Annotated in this window: 18 protein-coding genes; 6 read left to right on the top strand and 12 right to left on the bottom strand. The window is 66.4% G+C overall.

The window, feature by feature from the left end; translation table 11 throughout:
- Positions 1 to 122: 122 nt before the first annotated feature.
- Genes ABZ552_RS14475 through ABZ552_RS14465 form a run of 3 tightly spaced genes read left to right on the top strand, consistent with a single transcriptional unit; the run spans position 123 to position 2,413 of the window.
- Positions 123 to 659, top strand: a complete 537-nt coding sequence (locus ABZ552_RS14475) for a hypothetical protein (protein WP_357437438.1) — start codon at positions 123 to 125, stop codon at positions 657 to 659.
- Positions 660 to 668: 9 nt separating this feature from the next.
- The gene (locus tag ABZ552_RS14470; protein ID WP_357437435.1) at positions 669 to 1,661 is read left to right on the top strand and encodes an ATP-binding cassette domain-containing protein; all 993 of its coding nucleotides are present in this window, start codon (positions 669 to 671) and stop codon (positions 1,659 to 1,661) included.
- A complete protein-coding gene (locus tag ABZ552_RS14465) occupies positions 1,658 to 2,413 on the top strand; it encodes an ABC transporter permease (protein WP_281873795.1) in 756 nt (251 codons plus the stop codon). The genes ABZ552_RS14470 and ABZ552_RS14465 overlap by 4 nt, the downstream gene beginning before the upstream one ends.
- A gap of 4 nt (positions 2,414 to 2,417) precedes the next feature.
- Here the strand turns inward: ABZ552_RS14465 and ABZ552_RS14460 are convergent, their stop codons facing one another.
- From ABZ552_RS14460 to ABZ552_RS14435, 6 genes are all read right to left on the bottom strand, one after another.
- Positions 2,418 to 2,801 (bottom strand): hypothetical protein, encoded by a 384-nt coding sequence (locus ABZ552_RS14460; protein WP_281873796.1) that lies wholly within the window; start codon positions 2,799 to 2,801, stop codon positions 2,418 to 2,420.
- A gap of 13 nt (positions 2,802 to 2,814) precedes the next feature.
- Positions 2,815 to 4,737, bottom strand: coding sequence for a TOMM precursor leader peptide-binding protein (locus ABZ552_RS14455; RefSeq protein WP_357437431.1), 1,923 nt, complete (start codon positions 4,735 to 4,737; stop codon positions 2,815 to 2,817).
- Positions 4,734 to 6,035: a SagB/ThcOx family dehydrogenase gene (locus ABZ552_RS14450; RefSeq protein WP_357437428.1), complete on the bottom strand. Its 1,302-nt coding sequence runs from the start codon at positions 6,033 to 6,035 to the stop codon at positions 4,734 to 4,736. Before ABZ552_RS14450 ends, ABZ552_RS14455 begins: the two co-directional genes overlap by 4 nt.
- A gap of 80 nt (positions 6,036 to 6,115) precedes the next feature.
- On the bottom strand, positions 6,116 to 7,084 hold the full coding sequence (locus tag ABZ552_RS14445) for a lantibiotic dehydratase C-terminal domain-containing protein (protein ID WP_357437425.1): 969 nt from the start codon (positions 7,082 to 7,084) through the stop codon (positions 6,116 to 6,118).
- Positions 7,081 to 9,729 carry a lantibiotic dehydratase gene (locus ABZ552_RS14440; protein ID WP_357437422.1) on the bottom strand — a complete coding sequence of 883 codons (2,649 nt, stop codon included), beginning with the start codon at positions 9,727 to 9,729 and terminating at the stop codon, positions 7,081 to 7,083. The genes ABZ552_RS14445 and ABZ552_RS14440 overlap by 4 nt, the downstream gene beginning before the upstream one ends.
- Before the next feature lie 119 nt (positions 9,730 to 9,848).
- The gene (locus ABZ552_RS14435; RefSeq protein WP_159839920.1) at positions 9,849 to 10,001 is read right to left on the bottom strand and encodes a hypothetical protein; all 153 of its coding nucleotides are present in this window, start codon (positions 9,999 to 10,001) and stop codon (positions 9,849 to 9,851) included.
- A gap of 302 nt (positions 10,002 to 10,303) precedes the next feature.
- Between ABZ552_RS14435 and ABZ552_RS14430 the strand changes: the two genes are divergently transcribed.
- Positions 10,304 to 10,708, top strand: a complete 405-nt coding sequence (locus tag ABZ552_RS14430) for a helix-turn-helix domain-containing protein (protein ID WP_281873806.1) — start codon at positions 10,304 to 10,306, stop codon at positions 10,706 to 10,708.
- A gap of 185 nt (positions 10,709 to 10,893) precedes the next feature.
- Here ABZ552_RS14430 and ABZ552_RS14425 read toward each other — a convergent pair whose 3' ends face one another.
- From ABZ552_RS14425 to ABZ552_RS14410, 4 genes are all read right to left on the bottom strand, one after another.
- Complete coding sequence (locus ABZ552_RS14425) at positions 10,894 to 11,748, bottom strand: hypothetical protein (RefSeq protein WP_281873807.1); 855 nt, start codon at positions 11,746 to 11,748, stop codon at positions 10,894 to 10,896.
- Positions 11,745 to 12,545 (bottom strand): MerR family transcriptional regulator, encoded by an 801-nt coding sequence (locus tag ABZ552_RS14420; RefSeq protein WP_281873808.1) that lies wholly within the window; start codon positions 12,543 to 12,545, stop codon positions 11,745 to 11,747. Before ABZ552_RS14420 ends, ABZ552_RS14425 begins: the two co-directional genes overlap by 4 nt.
- A gap of 101 nt (positions 12,546 to 12,646) precedes the next feature.
- Positions 12,647 to 13,123 (bottom strand): DUF3237 domain-containing protein, encoded by a 477-nt coding sequence (locus ABZ552_RS14415; protein ID WP_281873809.1) that lies wholly within the window; start codon positions 13,121 to 13,123, stop codon positions 12,647 to 12,649.
- A gap of 1 nt (position 13,124) precedes the next feature.
- Positions 13,125 to 13,571: a nuclear transport factor 2 family protein gene (locus ABZ552_RS14410; protein WP_281873811.1), complete on the bottom strand. Its 447-nt coding sequence runs from the start codon at positions 13,569 to 13,571 to the stop codon at positions 13,125 to 13,127.
- A gap of 253 nt (positions 13,572 to 13,824) precedes the next feature.
- On the opposite strand from ABZ552_RS14410, the gene ABZ552_RS14405 reads away from it, so the two are divergent.
- Both ABZ552_RS14405 and ABZ552_RS14400 read left to right on the top strand, forming a co-directional pair.
- Positions 13,825 to 14,328 (top strand): hypothetical protein, encoded by a 504-nt coding sequence (locus ABZ552_RS14405; protein WP_281873812.1) that lies wholly within the window; start codon positions 13,825 to 13,827, stop codon positions 14,326 to 14,328.
- Positions 14,329 to 16,740 (top strand): hypothetical protein, encoded by a 2,412-nt coding sequence (locus ABZ552_RS14400; RefSeq protein WP_357437415.1) that lies wholly within the window; start codon positions 14,329 to 14,331, stop codon positions 16,738 to 16,740.
- A 123-nt stretch (positions 16,741 to 16,863) separates the two neighbouring features.
- Here the strand turns inward: ABZ552_RS14400 and ABZ552_RS14395 are convergent, their stop codons facing one another.
- Together ABZ552_RS14395 and ABZ552_RS14390 are read right to left on the bottom strand one after the other, a co-directional pair.
- A complete protein-coding gene (locus ABZ552_RS14395) occupies positions 16,864 to 18,867 on the bottom strand; it encodes a serine/threonine-protein kinase (protein ID WP_357437412.1) in 2,004 nt (667 codons plus the stop codon).
- Positions 18,868 to 19,251: 384 nt separating this feature from the next.
- The gene (locus ABZ552_RS14390; RefSeq protein ID WP_357437409.1) at positions 19,252 to 20,100 is read right to left on the bottom strand and encodes a hypothetical protein; all 849 of its coding nucleotides are present in this window, start codon (positions 20,098 to 20,100) and stop codon (positions 19,252 to 19,254) included.
- Positions 20,101 to 20,117 lie beyond the last annotated feature (17 nt).

Genomic DNA, 20,117 nt, shown 5'->3' with positions numbered 1-20,117 from the left:
TCGCGTGGTCGCCTCGTGAACAGGACACGCCGGGGTGGCGAGCACCGTTGACGGCGTTGACGATGGCGATCGTGCGAGCTCGGCCTGCGCGTGGAGGGGAAGGACCCGCGGAGGCATCCATCGTGCTGAACATCCCGACTGCGGACGACCTCCGCACCGCCGATACGGCCGCTCGGTACGGCGATGTCACCACGTTTCCGGCGAACCTGGTCTTGGAAGGTCTGGATGTCGCCGCGGCCTTCCGAGGTCGCCTGCATGCGGTCCGCTCGGTGATCGACGAGGTCGACCGCCAACTCGACAAGGTTCCAGCCGCGGGCGCTCGGTACCGGCGATTGCGGGATGCCGATACCGCGACGGGTCCGATCCTGCGATCGTTGCCGGAGCCCCCGGTGTCGTACACGTACCAGCACAAGCAGGTGCCGCACGAGCGCGCACGGAATGCGGCGGACAAAGGCGGCCACGCGGAAAAACCCGCCCCCGTCATCGACTTGAGCGTGACGATGAACAGCCGGGTCCCGGAGATGACCGCGCGTTGGACAATCGACCGAAATGTAATCTCCGAGAACGACATCGCCGCGCTCAGGTCGGCGTGGCGGCTGGCGCTGTCGCGGATCGTCTTCGAGAACTCGAGCACGCACGAACCGGCAATCGGAGGATGACCCACAGCGATGATCAAGGCACGTGAACTCGAACAGATCTTTCATTCTCGACGGCGTCGCGGGCGTACCGCTGAGCGGGTGCACGCGGTGAAAGGGGTCACCTTCGATGTTGCGGAGGGGGAGATCGTGTCCTGTCTCGGCCCGAACGGCGCCGGGAAGACGACGACGTTGCGGATGCTGACCACGCTGCTGCCGCCGACATCGGGGGAGGCGCTCGTCGCCGGATTCGATATCGCGACCGATTCCCGGCAGGTCCGCCGCAACATCGGGTACGTATCCCAAGCCGGATCGACAAACGCCGCGGCGACGGCGCTCGACGAGGTCACCGATCACGGGATGCTGTACGGGCTTTCGAAGAAGGAGGCGCGCGACCGCGCAGGGATTTTGTTCGAGCAACTGGACCTGATGGGGCTGGAGAGACGGCAGTGCAAGAGCATGTCCGGCGGGCAGCGCCGTCGGCTCGACCTCGCCATCGGGATGGTGCACGATCCCCGGTTGCTGATTCTCGATGAACCGTCGGTCGGGCTCGACCCGCAATCGCGTGCCAACCTGTGGGACCACATCCGCCGGCTGCGCGCTGATCGCCAAGCCACCGTGTTGTTGACAACCCATTACTTGGACGAGGCGGACGCACTCAGTGATCGCGTGATCGTCATCGACGATGGTCGAATCATCGCTGATGACACACCGGAATCGCTGAAGGCCCGCTACGGGGAAGAGACGTTGGACATGGAGGTGACCGACGTGGCGATGGTTGCGAGCACCGTCGGGGAGATACGCATACTCACCGAGTCCGGCGATGACATCCGGGTCGACGGGTGTCGGGTGCGGGCCAGTGTCGGTCACGGCAAAACGAATATGCAGCAGCTGATGCGGCAATTGGAGCGCGCCGAAGTCGAGTTGCGGTCGGTCTCGATCCACTCGCCGTCCTTGGATAACGTCTTCCTCGAGCTCACCGGCCGCTCCCTGCGGGAGGACCGTAGCGGAAGTGGTGCGGTATGAGGTTCGCGCGTGAATGCTTCATCGTCTACCGGCGGCAGATGCGGATCATGTTGCGCTATCCAGGGTGGCTGTTGGTCACCATGAGCAATCCCGCGTTGTACCTCGTTGCGTACGGGCCGTTGCTGTCACCATTGGCCGATCGGATCGGGACAACCGACACAAACGCGTTCTTCGTGCCCGGGATGCTTGTCATGCAAGCGCTGTTCGGCGCTACCTTCGCAGGCTTCCTCGTGATAACGGAATTGCATGACGGTGTCATCGAGGCCGAACGGGTGACGCCTGCCAGCCGTACGGCTCTGCTGGTCGGACGGATACTGCGGGTAGTCACGCTGGTGGCTGCCCAAGCGTTGGCGCTGATCGCGATCGGCTATGTGATGGGTATGCGACCGGCCTTCGGTGGTGTCCTCGCGGGGCTCACCCTGGTGCTGTTGCTGGCTGGAGCGCTCACCGCGGCCTCCTGCGCTCTCGGGCTCACGATGAAGGACGCCAACGCGATGTCCCCGATCACCCAGGGCCTCAATATGGTTCTCTTGCTTCTGTCCGGCATCTTCCTGCCGATGACGATCGCTCCGACCTGGCTGCAGGTGATCTCCGACTTCGTGCCCACCAGGCACATAGTCGATGCCGTCCGTACCTGTTTCGACGGGTCCTTCGATCTCGCAGTGATCGCCCGAGGGGGCACGTTCGCCGTGGTGATCATGGCCGCCGCGTTGTGGTGGGGAACGCACACGTTCCGTAAAGCGGCTGCTTGAAACGTCAATCGTCACTCTTCAAGACTGATGGGGCCGTTGTGCGCGGCACCAACCCCAACAGCGGCAACTCCGTCGGATCGTTACCGCCGAACACCGTGGTCTCGACGTCGAGCCAGCCGGTGGAGAAGTGCGGCGGCACCCCGATCGGGCCGGTTTTGCCGTTCGGAAGTCGCGGCAACTTGTCCATGCTTACGGCTTCTGGGTCGTCAACGATATAGATTGCCCCCCACACACCGGTGCTCTCGTAAGACACCCACGTCTTCAAGCGAACGCCTGGGAATCCGGTGAAGTCACTCCGCGCTTTGTCCGCCACCCACTTTCGGAGTTCATCGAAAGTGACGGTGTGGTCGAGTTTGTGCAGCTTCCAGCCGAGAAACATGAAATACATCGCGGTCCTTCTGTCATGCGAACGGGTGCGGGTCCTGGTTAAGTTCGGCCGTCGTGAGGGGGCGTGCGGTGTACCCGAGGCGATGCGGGACCGAAAGAAGCCGCGGGATGCCCTCGACTCGTCGATTGGCGTGGCCGAACGCGAGGGGGACGGCACCGGTGACGACGGCTCGCACACAGCACAGGTCGGCGGCGGTGTGCTCCGGCCCGGTGAGATCGACGATGACTGATTCCATCCCACTATCCCCGAGCATCGACACGATGGTGGTGAGCGCTTTACTGATGTCGGTGATGGCGTCGAACCGTGCGGGCGTTTCCGGCACACGGCGTAGGGTGGCGCGAGTTTCGGTCAGGAAGCGCAGCCGGTCGAACGCTTCAGGCGCGAAGTACATGTTGGCGTGATCGATCAGCAGACGCACCGAAGAGGGGTTTGCAGCCAGATCTGCGCACCGCTGTCGGTACTCGGGCTGCTCGCTCGATTCTGAGTTGTGCGCGAGCATCGCACTGACTTCGGTGAGTGCGGCTAGTACGGCCGTACCAGGCACAGGATGTGCCGCGGCGGCGACCGCGGCCTTGGGCCAGTCTGTCTCGACATTGACGCCGAGTGCGCAGACGCTCGGTACGCCGTGCTCCATGGTGGTGTCGAATACCCGGGCGTCGAAGCCGCGCTCTCGCAAGCCGGCGACGATCAGGCGTGCATCGGTGGAAAACGTGTCGACATCCAGTTCCGGCACGGGTAAGGAGCCGTACCACGTGATCAGGAACGCGTCGCGTTCGATCACTTCGAGCAAGGCGTGCAGCGCGGCTTCTTCTTTGCTGGCTCCGAGCGCGGTGCCATTGGACGTTTCGTGGACGAAACGGGTGTGCGTCGCCGGTGGTAAGCCGAAGTAGACGAGAGTCTCGGGGACCAGAATCGGCCGACGCTGGATCATCGAGAATCCCCAGACCCAAGTACAAGGGGTGTCCGGCGTGAAGGGCTGCAGCTTGTCGTCGGCGTCGTACGCGGCCTGCGCGGGAAGGCCGGTGCTGCGGGGGTCGAGAGCCACTGACGCCAGCTCGGCGTAGCTGCCGCGAACGGTGGTGCGCCTGCCGCGCGGACACAGGTTGGCGTACCGCTCGAGGGCCTCGAGAATGGCGACTACTTCGGTATCCGGGAATCGCCTGCCGCGACCGGCAGAAGACTCCAAGGCTCCGTTGGGGCGGCGGAACTGTGCACTGGTGCGAGGCAGCACGTCGGTGTAGGTGCGGCGTAGTACAGCTATGAGACCGGTCTCGCTGTCGACGTAGGTGGACTTCAATCGCTCCCTGTCAGTCATGATGTTGCGCGTCCGGAAAGCGCCAAGCCCGACGAAGGGCTCCGATCGCGGGGTTATTTGTGTCACCTCTGGGGTGTCGACAGGAAGCGGATGGCATGCGCAGCCGGGCACCGGCAGGAACGGGTGGCGGGAGACCGTGAGGTCGGCCAAATCGATGATGAGCAAGGCACGGACGGTTCTCGGCTGTCGCCCGGTCGCGCAGCGTTGGTACTCGTCTGCCACGAGGACCGCCACGAGCTTGCCTGCTTGCCGCGTCAGCCATCGCGAGGGCTGGTCTTCCAGCGCGGCTCGGTGTTCCCGGATCAGACGCGCATAGATATCGCGCTCGACCCTGGCTTCGGTCCGGCGCACGTCCGCACAACGCGGACACCCCGGTTCACCGGGCAGCTTCATTGGGCCGATGATGACCCGGCCGAGTTCGGTGTGAACCCCGAGTTGGGGTCGGTCGCCGGCAGCGTCGAGGTGTGTGCTCGCCCATTTGTCGCTGACTGTGAACAAGACCGAGGGCGAGGTGACGTTCATCAAATCGGCGAGCTCTGCGCGGACCGCATCGGCGAGCACCCCGTCGCCGCGGACCTCCGCTACGAGCGGTGAATTTTCCGTGGTAACAGGGTTCTTCATGTCGAATTCTCCCGAGATCGTTGTGCGGTGCCGACGACCATGGAACCGATGCCGCACAACTGCCATGGAGCGCGGCGCGTGGCTTCGGCGAGCGCAGCGATGTCGACCGGACCCCATGCCAAGGCCCCCAGCCCGAGCGCTGTGGCTACGAGATACAGGTTCTGTGTCAGAACACCGGCATTGCGGAGCATCAGGGAGTAGCCGATCTGCGCGTATTTGCGCAGTACGGAATCCTCTGCGGCGACGATCAGCAGCGCCTGCGGCGTGGCCCCACCGATCGTGGGGCCGATCGGCCGGAGAAACTGCGCGAGCGCAGGGTGCTCGCCCGTTGTGACCGGACACAATGTGTGATCGACCGGACGGTAGTGATAGATGCCTTGCTCAATACCGGTGACCGCACGCGCCACCAGGTAGATCTCGATCTCGTAAGCCGCGCCGCCGGACGGGTAGGGGCGGCTGAGCTGAGCCGTCCGCGTGCGGTCGCGGGCTCCTGCAGCTCGAAACAGTAGTTCGCCGAGCTGGGTCACCGTGACCGGGTGCGCGTCATCGAATCGGCGGCACGATCGGCGATCCTCGAGTGCTTCGGTCAGCGTCATATCGAGCTTTCGCAAGGACCGTAGATCCGGTTCGTGCAGCTTGATCGACTTATCCGTGGCGGGCGGTGGCCGAACCGGCTCCTCGCGTGCCGACGTGGTCGCGGCGAATGCTTCGGCATGCCAACCACGCCCGCTCAAGGAACTGCGGTGATGGAACCACAGTTCGTGAGCGCTCCACGGGGGCTCGTCCGAGGACGCGTCCGCCTCTGATAGCCGCGGACGGAGATGCTTCGACCAGGCGAGGTCGGCGCGGACATGATCGGCGACCGGAGCCGGGAGCCCTGCCCGCGACGGAAGGAGCAGCAGTGCCGCGATCCGTACATCGTGTAGTCGGATATCGCACCAGGACGTCGGATTCTCCGATACCAGATGCTCATGGTGGCGTCGCACGATGGTGTATTTCGACAGCTCGAGTTCTTCGGCCCGAGGCCGGAATGCGGAGGGCCGATCGAACGGCACCATGGTGTACAGCGGTGCACCCTCCCAGTCGACGGTGACGGCGAGAAGCCCTCGTGCCCAAAACGACCGGAGGACTGCTCGGACCTCCGCACCGTGCATGCGGGTGAGTTCGTCCACTGTGTGCGCGCCATGGGCGAGGGTGCGCAGCACTTCGGTTCGTGCGCGGACCCCAAGTGGAAGTGGGTGGATTCGTGGCCACGCGATCAGCGCAACAATATCTCCGCTCTTGTTGCCGGCGGACAACCCGGGGCGCAAGCAGTAGCGCTCACGGAGCTCAGCGGCGAACGGGCGGTCGGTGGCTGTCCATCCCGGAGAAGGTGCCGTCACGAGCGAACTCCCACCAATTCGCCGAGCAACCGCTGGACCAGATGTCGCAGATAATGTTCCTCGTGGGGTGCGACGCCGATGCGGTTGCAAAACAGGTGCGCGCAGACATCGAGGATCGGCAAGGCTGCGCATGACGTGGTCGCGGACACCGGAAGTTCCAGTGGTGCAGCGGCTTCTATCGCGGTCAGGTCGGCGGCGAGTTCGGTGACGGTGTCCCACCAGCGAGGAAGGGTGGAGCCGGGGGCAGCGATGACGTCGCGAACCACCTCGATGAGCCTGCCCCGCTGTCCGGTGTACCGTTCGTGGAGCAGTGCGTCATAGTCGGCGGCGACAGGGCGGAAGGAATCCCACGGATTGTTCACCGCCCATGCGTGCAGGCTGGTGGCGTCGCGGGTCGCGGCGAGCCACGACTGTAGAATCGCGACCAAGGCGACCGCGTTGAGCTGCCCATCGGACGGAGCGGCGCTCACGATTGCTGTCGCGATTCGGCTGGATCGGCCGAAATGCTGCTCGACCGCGACGATGGCTCGTCCGGTGCCGTACCTGTCGTGTTCTCGTGCGTACTCGATGAACCGCACCGATTGATTGGGAAACAGTGTGTCCGAGAAGGTTTGCGCGCCTTCGCGGGCCGCGAGCCGGTGCGCGTACGAGCGGTAGTCGCGCTGGGACAAGTGAGTGCGCGACGGGTTGACTTCGAAGAAGGTAGTCGCAGCGGAGAGAACGCCGCGGCGTATCGGGCCGGCAGCGACGCCGTGGGCAGGCAACAGCCGCAAGCGCACATGCGGACCGCCATCCCAGTAGCGGAGATAGAACCAATCCCTGATCGAGCCACCGCTCGAAAGCTGCTGGGTGAGTGGAGCGACGAGATCGGTGAGAACCGTGGTCAACGAGCCGTGATAGAAGATGTGCGCACTGACCCACGGTGACGCCGCGGTTCGATCTGCCGAGGACAGTCGGCTTGTCATGGCCGCGGCCCAGCGGTAGGAAGTTCGATGACGTACTCCATGACGTGCCGCAGTTGAGAGTTCGCCAGCGGCAGGGGATCTGGAAGGGCTTCCTCGAGAACGATCTGCGGCGAATCGGGAAGATTCCGGAAGGCGTCGAGGGCGGCGATGATATTGCGGACGTCGATGTACAACGGTTTGCGGCGCTTGTCGAATACCTGCTCGGTCGTGAGATATGCCCGTACGAAGAACCGCTCGGGAAGCGCCAGTTCGTGCAGCCAACCGGACAGACGGAGCAGGAATTGCGCGTCGGTTTCGGTGCGGTGGGGGCGCGGCACGAGGCCGGTATCGATGACCCACGCCTGCCGGCAAAGGACCACTGATCCGATGCTGACTCGAGGATGCCGGCGCACGCCGGGAGCGATCTCCCGGCCGAAGGGAGCGAACGGCGTGACGACGGATGCCCGAAAGGAGTGGAAGGCGCCGAACCACAAACACAATGTCCGCGCTGCGGACGGCAGCAGCCGCGTGTCCATCATGCCGTTGTGGACCGGAAGCACCTGAGTGCGCAGCGCAGCGGAGTGCAGGGTCAACCGGCGGGCGTCCAACCGAATCTGCAGATCGGACATCGGGATGCACTGCTCGGCACTGCGGCGCGGCGTCACGCCGGGGTAGGCGATCGCGTACGGAGCCGCTGGAGTGCACTGATTGAATGCTGCTCCGAATATTCCTTCGATTTCCGCGAAGACGACGCCGTCCGGGTTCTCGGGGCTGACCAGCGGCCGCGGATGGTGCCCGGCGCGCTCACGGAGGTGGTGGATACGCGAGCGGTTCCGCCCCCACCCGGGGTGGATTGCGTTCAGCACGAATCGGCACCTGCCTCCCGTGTGGTCCGGCTGGACGTAGTAGGCCACTGACGCCGATCCAGCCATGTCTTCAGGCCATTGGGACGCGGAGGCGTACACCGTCTCCGGCGAGAGTTCGATGCCGCCGGGAGTCTGCCCGGCGCGCAGTGCGGCGAGCATCTGCTGGCGCACTGAATGCATATGACGCAGCCTCGGATGCTGCCAGGGTGTATCGGGGCGGAGCAGCAGGTCGACCTGACTGCGTATCGACGGCGCTGTGACCATCAGCCGGAGGTCCGCCTCGGCGGCACTGTCGATGTCACCTCGCTGCAGGATCTGTTGCAGGTGCAGGTGCGCTTCGACGAAGGGAACACTGCGATCATCACCGAAGGCATCGCACAACAGCTCGTGTACGCAGACCCGGGTGACAGTCAGCGGATCAAGAGCGGTGACAACGCGGTTCACCGCTAGGAGATCGTGCAACGGTTCGTCCCACTCCGCTGACGACGCCGGTACGGCCGTTGCGAGCACCGCTGTTTCGTGCACCGGGGACGAGGTGAGCACCGGCTCGATCGGCGGCAGGTGTAACCGGTTGCGGATTGCTTCCACACACTGGGCGGTCCGGTGTGACCATCGCCGATAACCGATTACGTCACCCGAGGCCGGTGGACTGGCGAGCAGCCGCGCCAGCGCTTGCAACTCAGCGGTCAAATCCCAAGTGGGATGATGTACCGACAACCACGACGACAGAGCCGTGACCGGGTCCACTGTGGTATCGGCTGCCGGGCCGTCCAGTATCAGCACATCGGCATCGATGAGCTTGCCGAAGAGCGCGGCTGCGCTGGAGCGGTCGATGCCGAGATGGTTCGACATATCCCGCACTGCCGCGTCGAGCGGACGTGCGGGGCGCGTCGCACCGAGTTCGGATACCACGGCGTCCACCAGCGGAGTCACCCGAACGGAGACGACCGCCTCCCGCTGTGTGACAAGGAGGATGTGCTCGCCGACCCGGGTCGCTGTGGGGTTGACCCGCACAGTCAGGTGCGGCCTGACCCGCGGGTGATCCGCTACTCTTGCCGCGATCGAGCCGATCAGCCGGGCTTCCAGGTCGACGACGAAAGCCGGCGCGAGGTTTTGGACTGGAGATGCTGTGGCGTCGCCGGTCCAATCGACCTCCGCCGCAATGGTGAAACCACTGTAGAGTGTTGTTTTCGTCGCCGCACGGACGACGAATTTGCAAACGCGTTCCAGTTTACGGCGTTTAGGCGCTATGCCTCTGGCAAGCCAGAGTTCGACCTCGGCGGCAAGGGGCTCGCTGCTGGCCGCGATACCGCGGCGAACACAGTCGTAGCCGGCCAGTCGAGCAAGCACCGTGCTCAGCCGCTCCCGCTCCGCCGCGACGGTGTTTTCCAGTTTCGAGAGGGCATCATGCAGCTCACCGAGCGTTTGCTGCCAGAGCTCGACCTCGGCCACGAGTCGCGCCGGAATCGCAGTCCGAAGCTCCGGATTCCATTCGTCCCCGCTGAGTCGTCGCTGATTGTGAATCGACCGTCTCAGGCCGATGAGTCGGCGACGACGAATGTCGCTCGGGGGCAGCACGCCTATGACCTCGTACAGCTGGTCGCCCAGCACTACACCTCGGCCGGTGAGCGCCCTTTGCAAGCCGTGAATCTGTGCGAGCGCAGCGTAGGTGGCGTTCGAGCGGAGGCCGGTGAGCGCCTCGGCAGGCAATGCCGCGATCCTGGCGATCGCCAGTGGGCGAAGCGTCGCGGTTCCGCCTCGAGTGGACCTCGAAGGTTGTTCGCGCACCTGGAAAGACATGATCGCCCCGTCCTCATCGCTCAGATGGAATTCGTACTCGGTGCCGTGACGAAGAAGTAGCAAGTCGGCAGACCCGGTCCCGCTTCGCGAGCGGGACCGGGCTTCGATCTCGGCTGCTCTTACGAGCTGCAGCCGCCACCGGTGTTTCCATCGACCGAGGCGACCGGCTGGCTGCCGTGCGGCGCGGCGTCGCTGGTCAGGGTCTCCACCTGAAGCTCGTCGAGGAGATCGACATCGGCGGACAGGCGGCTGAGGTTGTTGTGTGCGGGCATGATTTCACCCCCTCTTGCGTCTACCGCAGCGGTGACACACGGCAGGGCCGTGAGTGGGCATTGGCTACGTCATGCTGCAGATCTTCTGCCGCCCCCGCTGCTATTCGATAGCATGACATTTCATATGCTATAGCATAGAGCGCCGATTGGGAACCCCCGGCGATGCAGGACCGGACATCACTTCGGGCACCCATGCGGTCACTCGCCTAGGATTCGACCGCGGCGAACGCTTCCGCTGTCGAACTCCGACCGATGCGCCCACGTCTCGGGAATCACAGGCCCTGCGCAAGAATGGACATGACATGCCGGTCAACGAACATCCGACAGAGAGACCCGGTTTCGCCGAGCGACTGAGAGTGCTCCTCGATCAGTCGGCCACCGACCCCGAGGCGCGGATCACCGTGAAGGAACTGTCGCGACGCACGAGAGCGGCAGGCGCTCCCGTGTCGGAGCCGTATCTGTATCAGCTTCTGGACGGCCGTCGTAAGAACCCATCGCTGGCCGCTGTGCGCGCGATCGCAGCGGCGCTCGGGGTGCCGGCCGCTTACTTCGTCGACAGCGCCGAGCCCGAGTCGTTACCCCGCCAACCCGCGAGTAGCGACCTGGCCGATCTGGAGGATGAACTCCGACAGTTGAACCCCGAAAACTTCCGTCAGGTACGCGAATTCGTCGCTTTCCTCCTCGCCAGGCAGCGACTTCGAGACTGAGCTGGCCGAGGTGCGGATTCGAGGTTGCATGCCGAACTACGCCGCGGCAGTGGCGGCCGTTCGCGTCCGCTCGCCCTAGGCTCCGATCAGCGGCTCGCCATCCGGCGCACCGGACAGGTTCGGCCGCCCCGGACAGGACTCGGCAGCGCCTATCGGGAGCCGCGCCGAGGCGGGGAGACTCCGGTTCATGTTCTGTCGAGGGACGCGCGGGCGCGGAGGTGCGCGACAGCGGATTCCGGGTCCTCGGCGAAGTAGCGGAAGGTGCGAGCCTGCGCCGGCTTGCCCAACGGCCGGCTGAAGGTGACCGGTTCGGTCAGTGACACGGTGACCGTTGTCTGGCCGGACACGGCGAGATCCGCCGCGTCGCCGTCCACGGCCGCCAGCCGGGTGTCGGGGTAGCGGCGGTGGACGCGGACGGACGCGATGCGCTCAGCGGGGATGTGGATGTCGAGAAGCGCTCCGTAACGCAGCCGCAGCGAGCCGTCGGCGCCGACGACGTGCGGGCGCACGACACAGGAGGCATGCAACGCGACGACGAAGAAGACGCCCCATACGTCGACGACGAGGACGATCGCGTGCACCGGCGGCCAAGGGATGACGTACGCGAGAGCCGCTGTCTCCACGACACAGACGACGAGGAAGCCGTACATGACGGCCGCCTGCCCAGAGGCGTACGGCACCGCCACGTCGCCGTCGCGCACACCGTGGGGCCCGCGACGAATCACCCAGCGCAGAAAGCTGGTGACGAGAGCGAACTCGTGCGCGATGAGCTTGCGTACGACCGCGGGAACCAGATCCGCGACGGCAGCCGAGACCGCCTGACGCCAGGTCAGTGCGGCGCGGCGGTGCCGGTAGGAGTCCAGGACCAGCAGCGCGGCCGCGGCCGTCAGCACGGCGAACACCGACAGCTCCACGGCCACCCGCACGGGCGGTGCGAGGGAGATCCCCGACACCAGGCAAACGACAAGCGCCGATTCGCCGGGCAGCACCGCCGCGAACGACCACCGCACGGCCCGGCGCAGGGCCCGCAACTCCTTCATCGTCCCCGCTCCTGCAGCAATGCGATGACGCGACGCATCGCCGCCGCCTGCGCCGGTGCGAAGTCCGCGAAAAACGCTTCCGCGAAACCATTTCCGCCTGTCGTCTCCGGCTGCTGATCGCCAGGAACACGCAGCGCCTCCAGCATCCCGTCCGGCATGCTGCCGACAACGGCCCGGGCTGCCTCCTCCACCCGAGGATCGTCCTCGGGTACTCCCGACAGCTCGTCGAGCTGGGCATAGATCTCGTACGCGCGCGTCATGGCCGCCGGATCGGACCTCAGCGCGCGCACCATCCCGTCGAGCCAACCGTCACCGATCGGTGCGCTGGTCTCCAGCAGCGCCAACAGTTCACGTTCCTTGACCGCCATCGCGGGCTCCGGCCCGGGACGCCCGGCGCAGGCACGGGCCATGTCGTCGAACAGCGCGGCGAGCGCCGGGGAGACCGGCGCGTCGGCGGACAGCCCGCCGCCCTCCTCCGCCTGCCGCAGCAGCTGCGCCAAGCGGGCGCGCCGCTGCCGGAGGGACGCCTCTTGGCGCGCCAGGTCGGCGTCCAGTTCGACGAGCACCTCCACCAAGTCCTTGCCCGCGTCCTCGGCCAGGACGTCGCGGACCTCGTCCAGGCTCAATCCCAGCTCGGTGAGCCTGCGGATGCGGGCGAGCTCGACCGCGTCGCGCAGGGAGTACCGACGGTAGCCGTTGGGTTGGCGCGGGGGTTCCGGAAGCAGTCCGATGCGGTGGTAGTGCCGCACGGCGCGGGTGGTGATGCCGACCGTGTCGGCGAGTTCTCTGATCCGCATGGCATCAGTGAAAACGTTGTCGTCGCGACAATGTCAAGCGAAGGTGCGCGCACCGGTGCACCGCCGTGCGATCCGGCGTGCAGAGGACGGCGGGTGCCCGTTCAGACGACCTCGAAGACTCGATAGGCGATGCCGCCCTCGACCGGATATCCCGAGCCGACGCACACGACATCGTTGAGCCACCGATAGTCTCGAGCGCCGGTTTCGAACACCGGGGTGGTGCGGAAGTAGTAGCTTCCGGGATCGACGAGATGTCGCGTGGCCGGATTCCCCATCCGGTCGCGCACCGATTCCGGAATGGTCCACCGTCCACCGTAGGTCATCTGCACCAGGGCGTCGTCGTCGGTGCGCAAGGTCAGCCGGACATCGAGCGTCATGCTCCCGTCCTGCCGGAACGTCGCCCAATCGCCGCCGCCCGGCAACACCGCGCCGCGTAGCTTCGGACCTTCGAAGGACCCGCCTACCGCACCGAACAGTACCCGGCCCCGTCCGATGTTCAGCGGCGGCGCCAGATCCACCACGACGTCGAACAGCTGCCTGGTCTCGATCCCGGCGATGTCCTCGACCCGTGCGTCCATGTCATCTCCCTCCGAACAGCTTCTGCCGTACCGCGTCGGTGGAGACGCCCGATTGGGCGCACAGCTCCGACAGGTCGAAATGGAAGTACTCTCCTGCGATCAGCCCGTCGGCGAACGCGAAGCGAAGGAACACCGGTAGCTCCGCCCGCCGGCCGTTCGGCTCGACGCCGAATCTGTTGCCCGTCATGGTCATTCGCACCGTGCCCCAGCAGGCCAGCGTCTCCCCGTCGGCTGCGTTCCCGCCCAGCTGGACGTCGTAGTCCGGAAACGAGGCGAAGAAGGTTCGTAACGCCGCCTCGTTCGCGTCCAGCCCGCGCGCCACCGTCCCGAACGCCGGTGCTTCCAAGACCATTTCGTCGTGCATGAGCCGCAACGCCGCAGTGACGTCCTGCCTGCTTTTGACCACCGCGAGTTCCGTCGCCAGGTCCATCATCCAACCACCGCCCATGACTTAACTATACGTTCGACCGTATTTATTGTCTACATGCGAGCACGACCCGAGCGTTCGGCTCGGAGACGAGCGTTGGCCCGGAAATCCCGAAGACGGCGACTACTCCGCGCCGAAGCACCTGTGCCAGGGGTGAGTTCGGCGATCAGCTCGAAGTGCTCGGTGAACTCGACGTGCGGCGAGGTCGCGCAGAACACCGAGATATGGCACGCTGATAATTCGACTCGATTCTTTTCGCGCAGGGGGAATTTCGGTGAACGAGCCGTCGCGGACGCAGGCCGTCGTCCTGGACCCGTGGGATGTGCCGTCGGCTCGCGCGCTGGCAGCGGCCCACGGCGTCGAGGTGCAGGAGTTCCCGCGCCGCGGGATCGAGCCGGTCACGACCGTGACCCTGCTGCTGATCGGTGCGGCGGCCGCCGTCGGCGCGGTCTTGCACATCTTGGAGCAGCGCAAAGGCGGTCAGGTGATCGACCTGCGGCCGGGCGCCCCGAAAGCGTTCTACCGCACCCCGGATGTCGTGTACGGCACCGTCGTGATCGTCACCGTCGACGGCAAGGTGACCGTGGAGGTCAGGGAGCCGGAAGGCATGTTCGGCAAAGTGGTATCGACCCTGCCGCAGTTGCTTTCCAGCGGCGGCAGCGCGGAGGAGGTCACTCGAACGGTGACCGAGAGGTTCGGCGCGGACATCGCTATAGAGACGGCGGACATCGCGGTCGAGACGATTGATGGCGATCCGGCTCCCGAGGGCGGCGCATAGGTGCACGGTGACGCCCAGCGAGCAGCACAGCGGTATTACGAGCAGCTGCGGGCGGCACTGGAGGAGCCCGAGCCCGGCGATCTCGCCGGAGCCGACCTGGCCGAATTCCAGGCCCTGGCTACGGAACTCCTCGAACGGATCCTGCGGGACTACGCGGCCCCCGAGGTCACCCCGGAAATACGGGCCGAGGCGGAGCGGGTGGTCGCCCAGTTCATGCGCGGTCGCGCGGGCCGCGACGAGATCGAAGTCGAGCAGCTGAGCAGAATCCAGGACCGGATCGAAGCGGCCATACCGACCATGTTCCCGGACGGCTTGGCCCGGGTCGGCGGGCGCCCGTTGGTGCGTCCGCTGCGAACCGGGCAGCTCAATGCCGTCTGCACGCTGACGCCGGGCCGTTCGGATGCCTACCTGGTGCTCGTCGAGGACCAGATGGAGCAGTTCTGGCACAAGCTGAGCGCGGCGGTCGCCTGGGCGATCCCGCGCGGCCCCGTGCACGACGGACATCTGCACGACTATCGGCTCGGCGTGTCCGCCGTGACCGAGCGGATCGAGTCCGATCCGGATGTCCTCGCTCGTTTCGTCGACGCCGTCACCGGTTACGCCGTGACCGGCCGGTTCGATCGGACCGAGTCCTATCCCATGCTGCCGCCGGGCTACCTCAACTTCGCGAACATGTTGGGACAGTCCCTGGAAAACTTCGTGATCGGCCACGAATACGGGCACATCCTGCTCGGCCATCTGCACAAGACGGCGTCGAGCCGAGGCGTCCTGCCGATCGACGATGTCGGCACGCTGACCTACTCGTGGAAGCAGGAGCTCGAAGCCGACTTCATCGGCATGAGCCTGGCGCTCAACTGCACCGGCGAATATCCGGTCGAGTTGAGTTTTCTGGGCATCAGCCTGTTCTTCGATGCCCTGGACGTCATGGATCGCGCGGTGTCCCTCCTGGAAACCGGCGACGAGAACGTCCGCCAGCTGGGCTCGCACCCACCGTCCTATCTGCGCAGGCGACGATTGCGGGAGTCGCTCGAGCAGCTGGCTCGCGCCGACGGCACGGACGAGCGGGAGAAGGCCGAACGGTTTCGGGCGGCGCTGAGAAACGCCGAGGTGCAAGCGGACGTCGTGCGCCTGCTGTGGGAGCGCACGCGACCGCGCCTGCTCGACCTCCGCGAGCGTGGCGTGCGACCGGCCCGTACCTGGCGAACCATCCCGAAAGAAGTGCCGGCAACCGAGCCCCCGCTCGATCCGGGGTCGCTACACCCCGATGAGGCCGCGTCGCACTACTACCGAAATCTGCTGGCGCGGACCGACGCCCTGCTCGGCGCCCGCGCTCGAGTCGACCCGGCCGCTCTGGGAACCGAACTGGATCGCTTTCTCCGCGTCGAGCGAGCCGACGATCCGCGCGCGGCGACGGTGCATCTGGGTCGCGATCCGCGGGACATGGGCGACCTGTTCTCCGAGGTGCTGGACTGGACCGAGAGCGCGTTGCGGGCCGAGGTGGCCGAATTCCCCCGCCCGCTCGTCGGCCACCTCCGGACGGGTCGGCTCGACGCGGTGCTCGCACCCGTGCCGGGCCATTGGGACGCTCGGGGCACCTGCCTGATGCTCATCGAAGACGAGCTGGCGCTGTTCGCGTTCAAGTTCGGCGAAGCGGTCCTGTCGGCTCTGCCGCAGCGGCGCGCGGATGAGAACGGCAGAACCAGCTTCGTCTTCGACGAGTCCGCAGCGGCCGAGCGACTGGATGCCGAGCCGATGCTCGCCGCGCGCTTCGCCGAGATCGTCAGCGCTTACGCCATGACCGGCAGCGTCGTCGGCCACGCACTCGGCGGGCTGCCGGGTGGTCAGCTCGACTTCGCCGCGGACCTGCGTGATTCCCTCCTCCGTTTCGTCCTGGGGCACGCGTACGCGCACCTTCTGGTGCACGCCCGTGCAGCGACGCCGCGCGCGGAAATGCTGCCGGTCCCCGATGTCGAATCACTCACGCACTCCTGGCAACAGGAGCTGCTGGCCGACGAGATCAGCTTGGGCATTCTCGCGACAGCCGGTTTCGGCGATGCCGACAACGTCGACCTGGTAGGCGCCTTCCTGGGTATCGGCTTGTACTTCGATGTCGTGGACGTGATGGATCGCGCGTTGTCGCTGCTGGAGACCGGCGCGGAGGAGGCTCGTCAACTCGGTTCCCATCCGCCCTCGGACGTGCGAAAGCAACGGCTGGGTGAGCTTCTGGTGACGAGCGCCGAATCGACACGCCCGGTGGTCGGAGCAGCCGAGGCACAAGGCAGGATCGTCCGCCTGTTCTGGGCCCGTGCCCGGCCGCGCCTGCTGGAACTGCACCGGCAGGGCGCGCGTCCGGCGCCCATGTGGCGGACGATCCCGAAAGAGACCGAAGCCGACGCCGCACGCGACCGGTAGGGACTGGTCCATCCGCGGGTGAGTGCGTTGACCACGAACTTTTGCCGGTCAGGCGGCGGTCGTGCGGATTCGTGACCGGCCCCAGCGTTGCGGCGTTCGCTGCGAACATTCATGGTCGACGCACTAGCCGAAGTACCGGTGGAACCACGCCGTCAGGTCGGCTTCGTTCTTCGGTCCCTGATCCGGATGATCGGCGCGCAACGTGCAGAAATGCCCGGCGATAGCGAACTTCTGGTGGACCACGAACAGGCAACTGGGTCCCAGTGCGGGATCGGTGTTCGGGTAGCAGAAGAAGCGGCCGAGGACGTTGCCGTTCTGTCGCCAGGCGTCGTCGCCCGGGTCGCCGCTGCCGCACACATGCCCCGAGAACTGGCCGCGGTTCGCCTCGTACAGGTACATCGCGGACTCCTGGTCCGGGAAGCCGAAGAATTCCGCCGCTGGGAACCCGGCCTTCGTGCCGCAGGCCAGCATCGCGTCCACCGGGCCGGGCGGCGGATCGGCGTGGCGGCAATTGGCCGGACCGAAATCACCGGCCAGGTGGTTCAGCACCGCACGATCGGCCTGGGTGAAATAGTCCGGATCCCGGGCGGTGTCGGGAGTACGAAACCCGAAACCGTTGCGTGCGGCCACATAATCGCGGTACCGCTGGTCGGCCGGATCCCAGAGGTACACCGCGGCGGCCAACGCCTGCTCGTCCGTCACCAGCAGCGCCGGGCGCGGCGCGGCGGGATCGTCCACCTTGCTCAGGAAACACGATTTGCGGCCGACTTCCGCGCCGTCGCGCAGCATCGGTCCATCCTGCCCCGGCGGATCTCCGGGGCAATTTCGTCCCTGCAGACCGGTCAGCAAGGAGGAGATGTAGCCGCGCAACTGGTCGACGGTGCGAAACCGCAGGAACCGCGCGGCGGGATCGCTCGCGGCCGGATTCGCGGCGCAGAACACCACGGCGACGGTCGGCGAAGCGGGGTTCTCGTGCACACAGTTGGCGCGTTTGTAACCAGACGGGCCCACCAGGGACAGCAGGTCGATGTCCGGGCCGTCGGGCGCGCTCGCGTCGGGAACCGCGGCGCCGGTGGTGGGCCGGGTCGACTCCCAGCCGAGCAAGCCGAGCGCGGCGGCCAGAAGGACGACGCCCAGCAAGGCGAGCACGCGAAGCACCCGTCGGCGGCGGGGTCGGCCGCCGTCCCGGCTGCGCAGGCCGGTCGTCGCGCCCGATCGGTCCCCCGGCGGGCCCGCTGTGGTCGGCGGACCTTTGTCCTCCGGCTCCGTCGGCGTCTCCGGTGAGCGGCTCGAGGCGACCGCCGCCTGCGCGGCCGCGCCGAGCTCTCCTGCCGTGGCGTACCGGGCCTGCGGGTCCTTGGCCATGCCGCGCGCGATCACCTCGTCCAATCGGGCGGGCAGTCCGGGACGGCACTCGTGCGGGCGCGGCGGCGGCTCGAACAGGTGCGCGGAGATGATCTGGGCTTCGGTGTCCTTCGGGAACGGCCGCGAACCGGTGAGGCATTCGTACAGCACGCAGGTCAGGGCATAGACGTCGGCGGCGGGGGTCACGGCGCGGGAGTGGAACCGCTCCGGTGCCATGTAGTGGAACGATCCGATCGCCGAACCGGTGCTGGTGAGGCTCTCCCACGTGGCCGACTGCGCGATCCCGAAGTCCACCAGGTAGGCGAAGCCGTCCGCGGTGAGCAGGATGTTGTCCGGCTTGATGTCGCGGTGCACCAAACCGTCGGCGTGTGCGGCGTCCAGTGCCGCGGCGACCTGCCGGATGATCGCGACCGCCCGCTCCGGCTCCAGCGGCGCCCGCTCGGTCAGCAGCGCGCGCAGGCTGTCGCCACCGACCAGGCGCATATCGATGAAGAGCCGGCCGTCGATCTCGCCGTAATCGTGGATCGGGATGATGTGCGGTTCCTGCAAACGCGCCGCGACATGCGATTCGCGCCGGAACCGTTCCCGGAACACCGGATCGTCGTGCAGCCGCTCGGGCAGCACCTTCAGGGCGATGGTGCGGTCCTTGACGGTGTCGTAGGCCTCGAACACTTCCCCCATGCCGCCACGACCGATCAGGCGATCCAGGCGGTACGGCCCGAATCGCGACCCCACCTCGAGCGTCTGACGTCGCGTCGTCATCTCGTCCTCCGTGACGGGGACCCGGAGGGTGTCCGGCGCGGACCGAGCCGAACGCCTTCCCGGGGCCGTGACCCGGGTTCTGCGCTCAACTGTAGGCCGCGGCGATCCCTTCGGCAGGCGTATCGCGCAGCGGGCCGGTCAATCGCCGATTCGCGTCGGCGCAGGTCCCTGGCCTGTCGGCGCGGTCGGAGCCGGACGGCGCCGCGGTGCCAGGAGGCGTCTTTCACGCGTCTTCAGACCACCCGCAACGGGTGCCGCCCTCGTCGCCCGCCTTCCCGATAGGCGGGCACCGCGACGACCGGAGGCGAGTGCCGGTATTCCCCGGGATTCGAGCCATGGCGGCTCCGCTGCCACCGGGCGAACATCCTCGATCATTACCGAACGTCAGGGTGGTGCCCCCGGTTTGTGCAGTGCCCACGGCGACTGTCCGTCCGAACTGTGCACCTTCAAATCGGCGGACCTGGCCGTACCGGGGCCCATACCCTCCCCGCTTTGCCCTAGTTCCAGGTAGCCGGTGTTGGCGTGGACTTCGGTCACTCCGGCCTCGGAATGCAGAATCTTGGCCGCGCGGGCGCCCACATCGGAGAGCGGCGCGTGAGACAGCAAGGCCACCGTCCCGCCGTTCTGCTCGACAGCCCGTTGGAAATACTTGTTTCCAGCCAGGATGCGGGCGTAGTCGGCTTCACCGACGGCGACGGTCTCCCGCTTGCGGCCCGCGCGCACTTGCAGGAGGACATTGTCGACCGGCGCTGCGTCGATGTCGTCGAGCCGCGGTGACGCAAGACTGGCGTTGATGGCCAGGACTGGCGGCTTGTCACGGAACGGCACAGCCCAGGGCACTCGAGGCTGCGACCCGGACGTCACACCGTAATTCTCCTTGTACTCGCCGAGCTCGTAGTAGAAAGACCGGAACATGTCCATGGAGTCCGCTCCCGCCCATGCCTTGTACCTCCTGGCGTCCTCTTTCGACAGGGGGAACGCAACTCCTAGGTCGACAATCGTCCGGAATTCGTCCTGGTACGATCCCATGCGGCCGATCAGGCGAACGGACTCCACGTCTTTCGGGTCGATCGTCGCGGGATCAATCGTCTGGAAGAACGGATGGAACCGTAACGCCTCGGCGGAATCGGTCTCCACGTAGCGACTGACCGCTTCGCGCAGCTCATCTCCCGGGACCCGCCTGGACAGGCCCTCGCCCGCGTGCCGCAATTGCAGGGCGAGCCGCTCCGCCACCCACTTCCATTTAGCGG

It is taken from the genome of Nocardia sp. NPDC019219, from assembly GCF_040632645.1.
Taxonomy (GTDB): Bacteria; Actinomycetota; Actinomycetes; order Mycobacteriales; family Mycobacteriaceae; genus Nocardia; species Nocardia sputorum.
This window is presented reverse-complemented; position numbering and strand designations above follow the sequence as displayed.

Excerpts from the sequence above, each read along its gene's own strand:
- ABZ552_RS14470 (WP_357437435.1), top strand. The coding sequence starts at position 669 with ATGATCAAGGCACGTGAACTCGAACAGATCTTTCATTCTCGACGGCGT.
- ABZ552_RS14465 (WP_281873795.1), top strand. The coding sequence starts at position 1,658 with ATGAGGTTCGCGCGTGAATGCTTCATCGTCTACCGGCGGCAGATGCGG.
- ABZ552_RS14460 (WP_281873796.1), bottom strand. The coding sequence starts at position 2,801 with ATGTATTTCATGTTTCTCGGCTGGAAGCTGCACAAACTCGACCACACC.
- ABZ552_RS14455 (WP_357437431.1), bottom strand. The coding sequence starts at position 4,737 with ATGAAGAACCCTGTTACCACGGAAAATTCACCGCTCGTAGCGGAGGTC.
- ABZ552_RS14445 (WP_357437425.1), bottom strand. The coding sequence starts at position 7,084 with ATGACAAGCCGACTGTCCTCGGCAGATCGAACCGCGGCGTCACCGTGG.
- ABZ552_RS14440 (WP_357437422.1), bottom strand. The coding sequence starts at position 9,729 with ATGTCTTTCCAGGTGCGCGAACAACCTTCGAGGTCCACTCGAGGCGGA.
- ABZ552_RS14435 (WP_159839920.1), bottom strand. The coding sequence starts at position 10,001 with ATGCCCGCACACAACAACCTCAGCCGCCTGTCCGCCGATGTCGATCTC.
- ABZ552_RS14430 (WP_281873806.1), top strand. The coding sequence starts at position 10,304 with ATGCCGGTCAACGAACATCCGACAGAGAGACCCGGTTTCGCCGAGCGA.
- ABZ552_RS14425 (WP_281873807.1), bottom strand. The coding sequence starts at position 11,748 with ATGAAGGAGTTGCGGGCCCTGCGCCGGGCCGTGCGGTGGTCGTTCGCG.
- ABZ552_RS14420 (WP_281873808.1), bottom strand. The coding sequence starts at position 12,545 with ATGCGGATCAGAGAACTCGCCGACACGGTCGGCATCACCACCCGCGCC.
- ABZ552_RS14415 (WP_281873809.1), bottom strand. The coding sequence starts at position 13,123 with ATGGACGCACGGGTCGAGGACATCGCCGGGATCGAGACCAGGCAGCTG.
- ABZ552_RS14410 (WP_281873811.1), bottom strand. The coding sequence starts at position 13,571 with ATGGGCGGTGGTTGGATGATGGACCTGGCGACGGAACTCGCGGTGGTC.
- ABZ552_RS14395 (WP_357437412.1), bottom strand. The coding sequence starts at position 18,867 with ATGACGACGCGACGTCAGACGCTCGAGGTGGGGTCGCGATTCGGGCCG.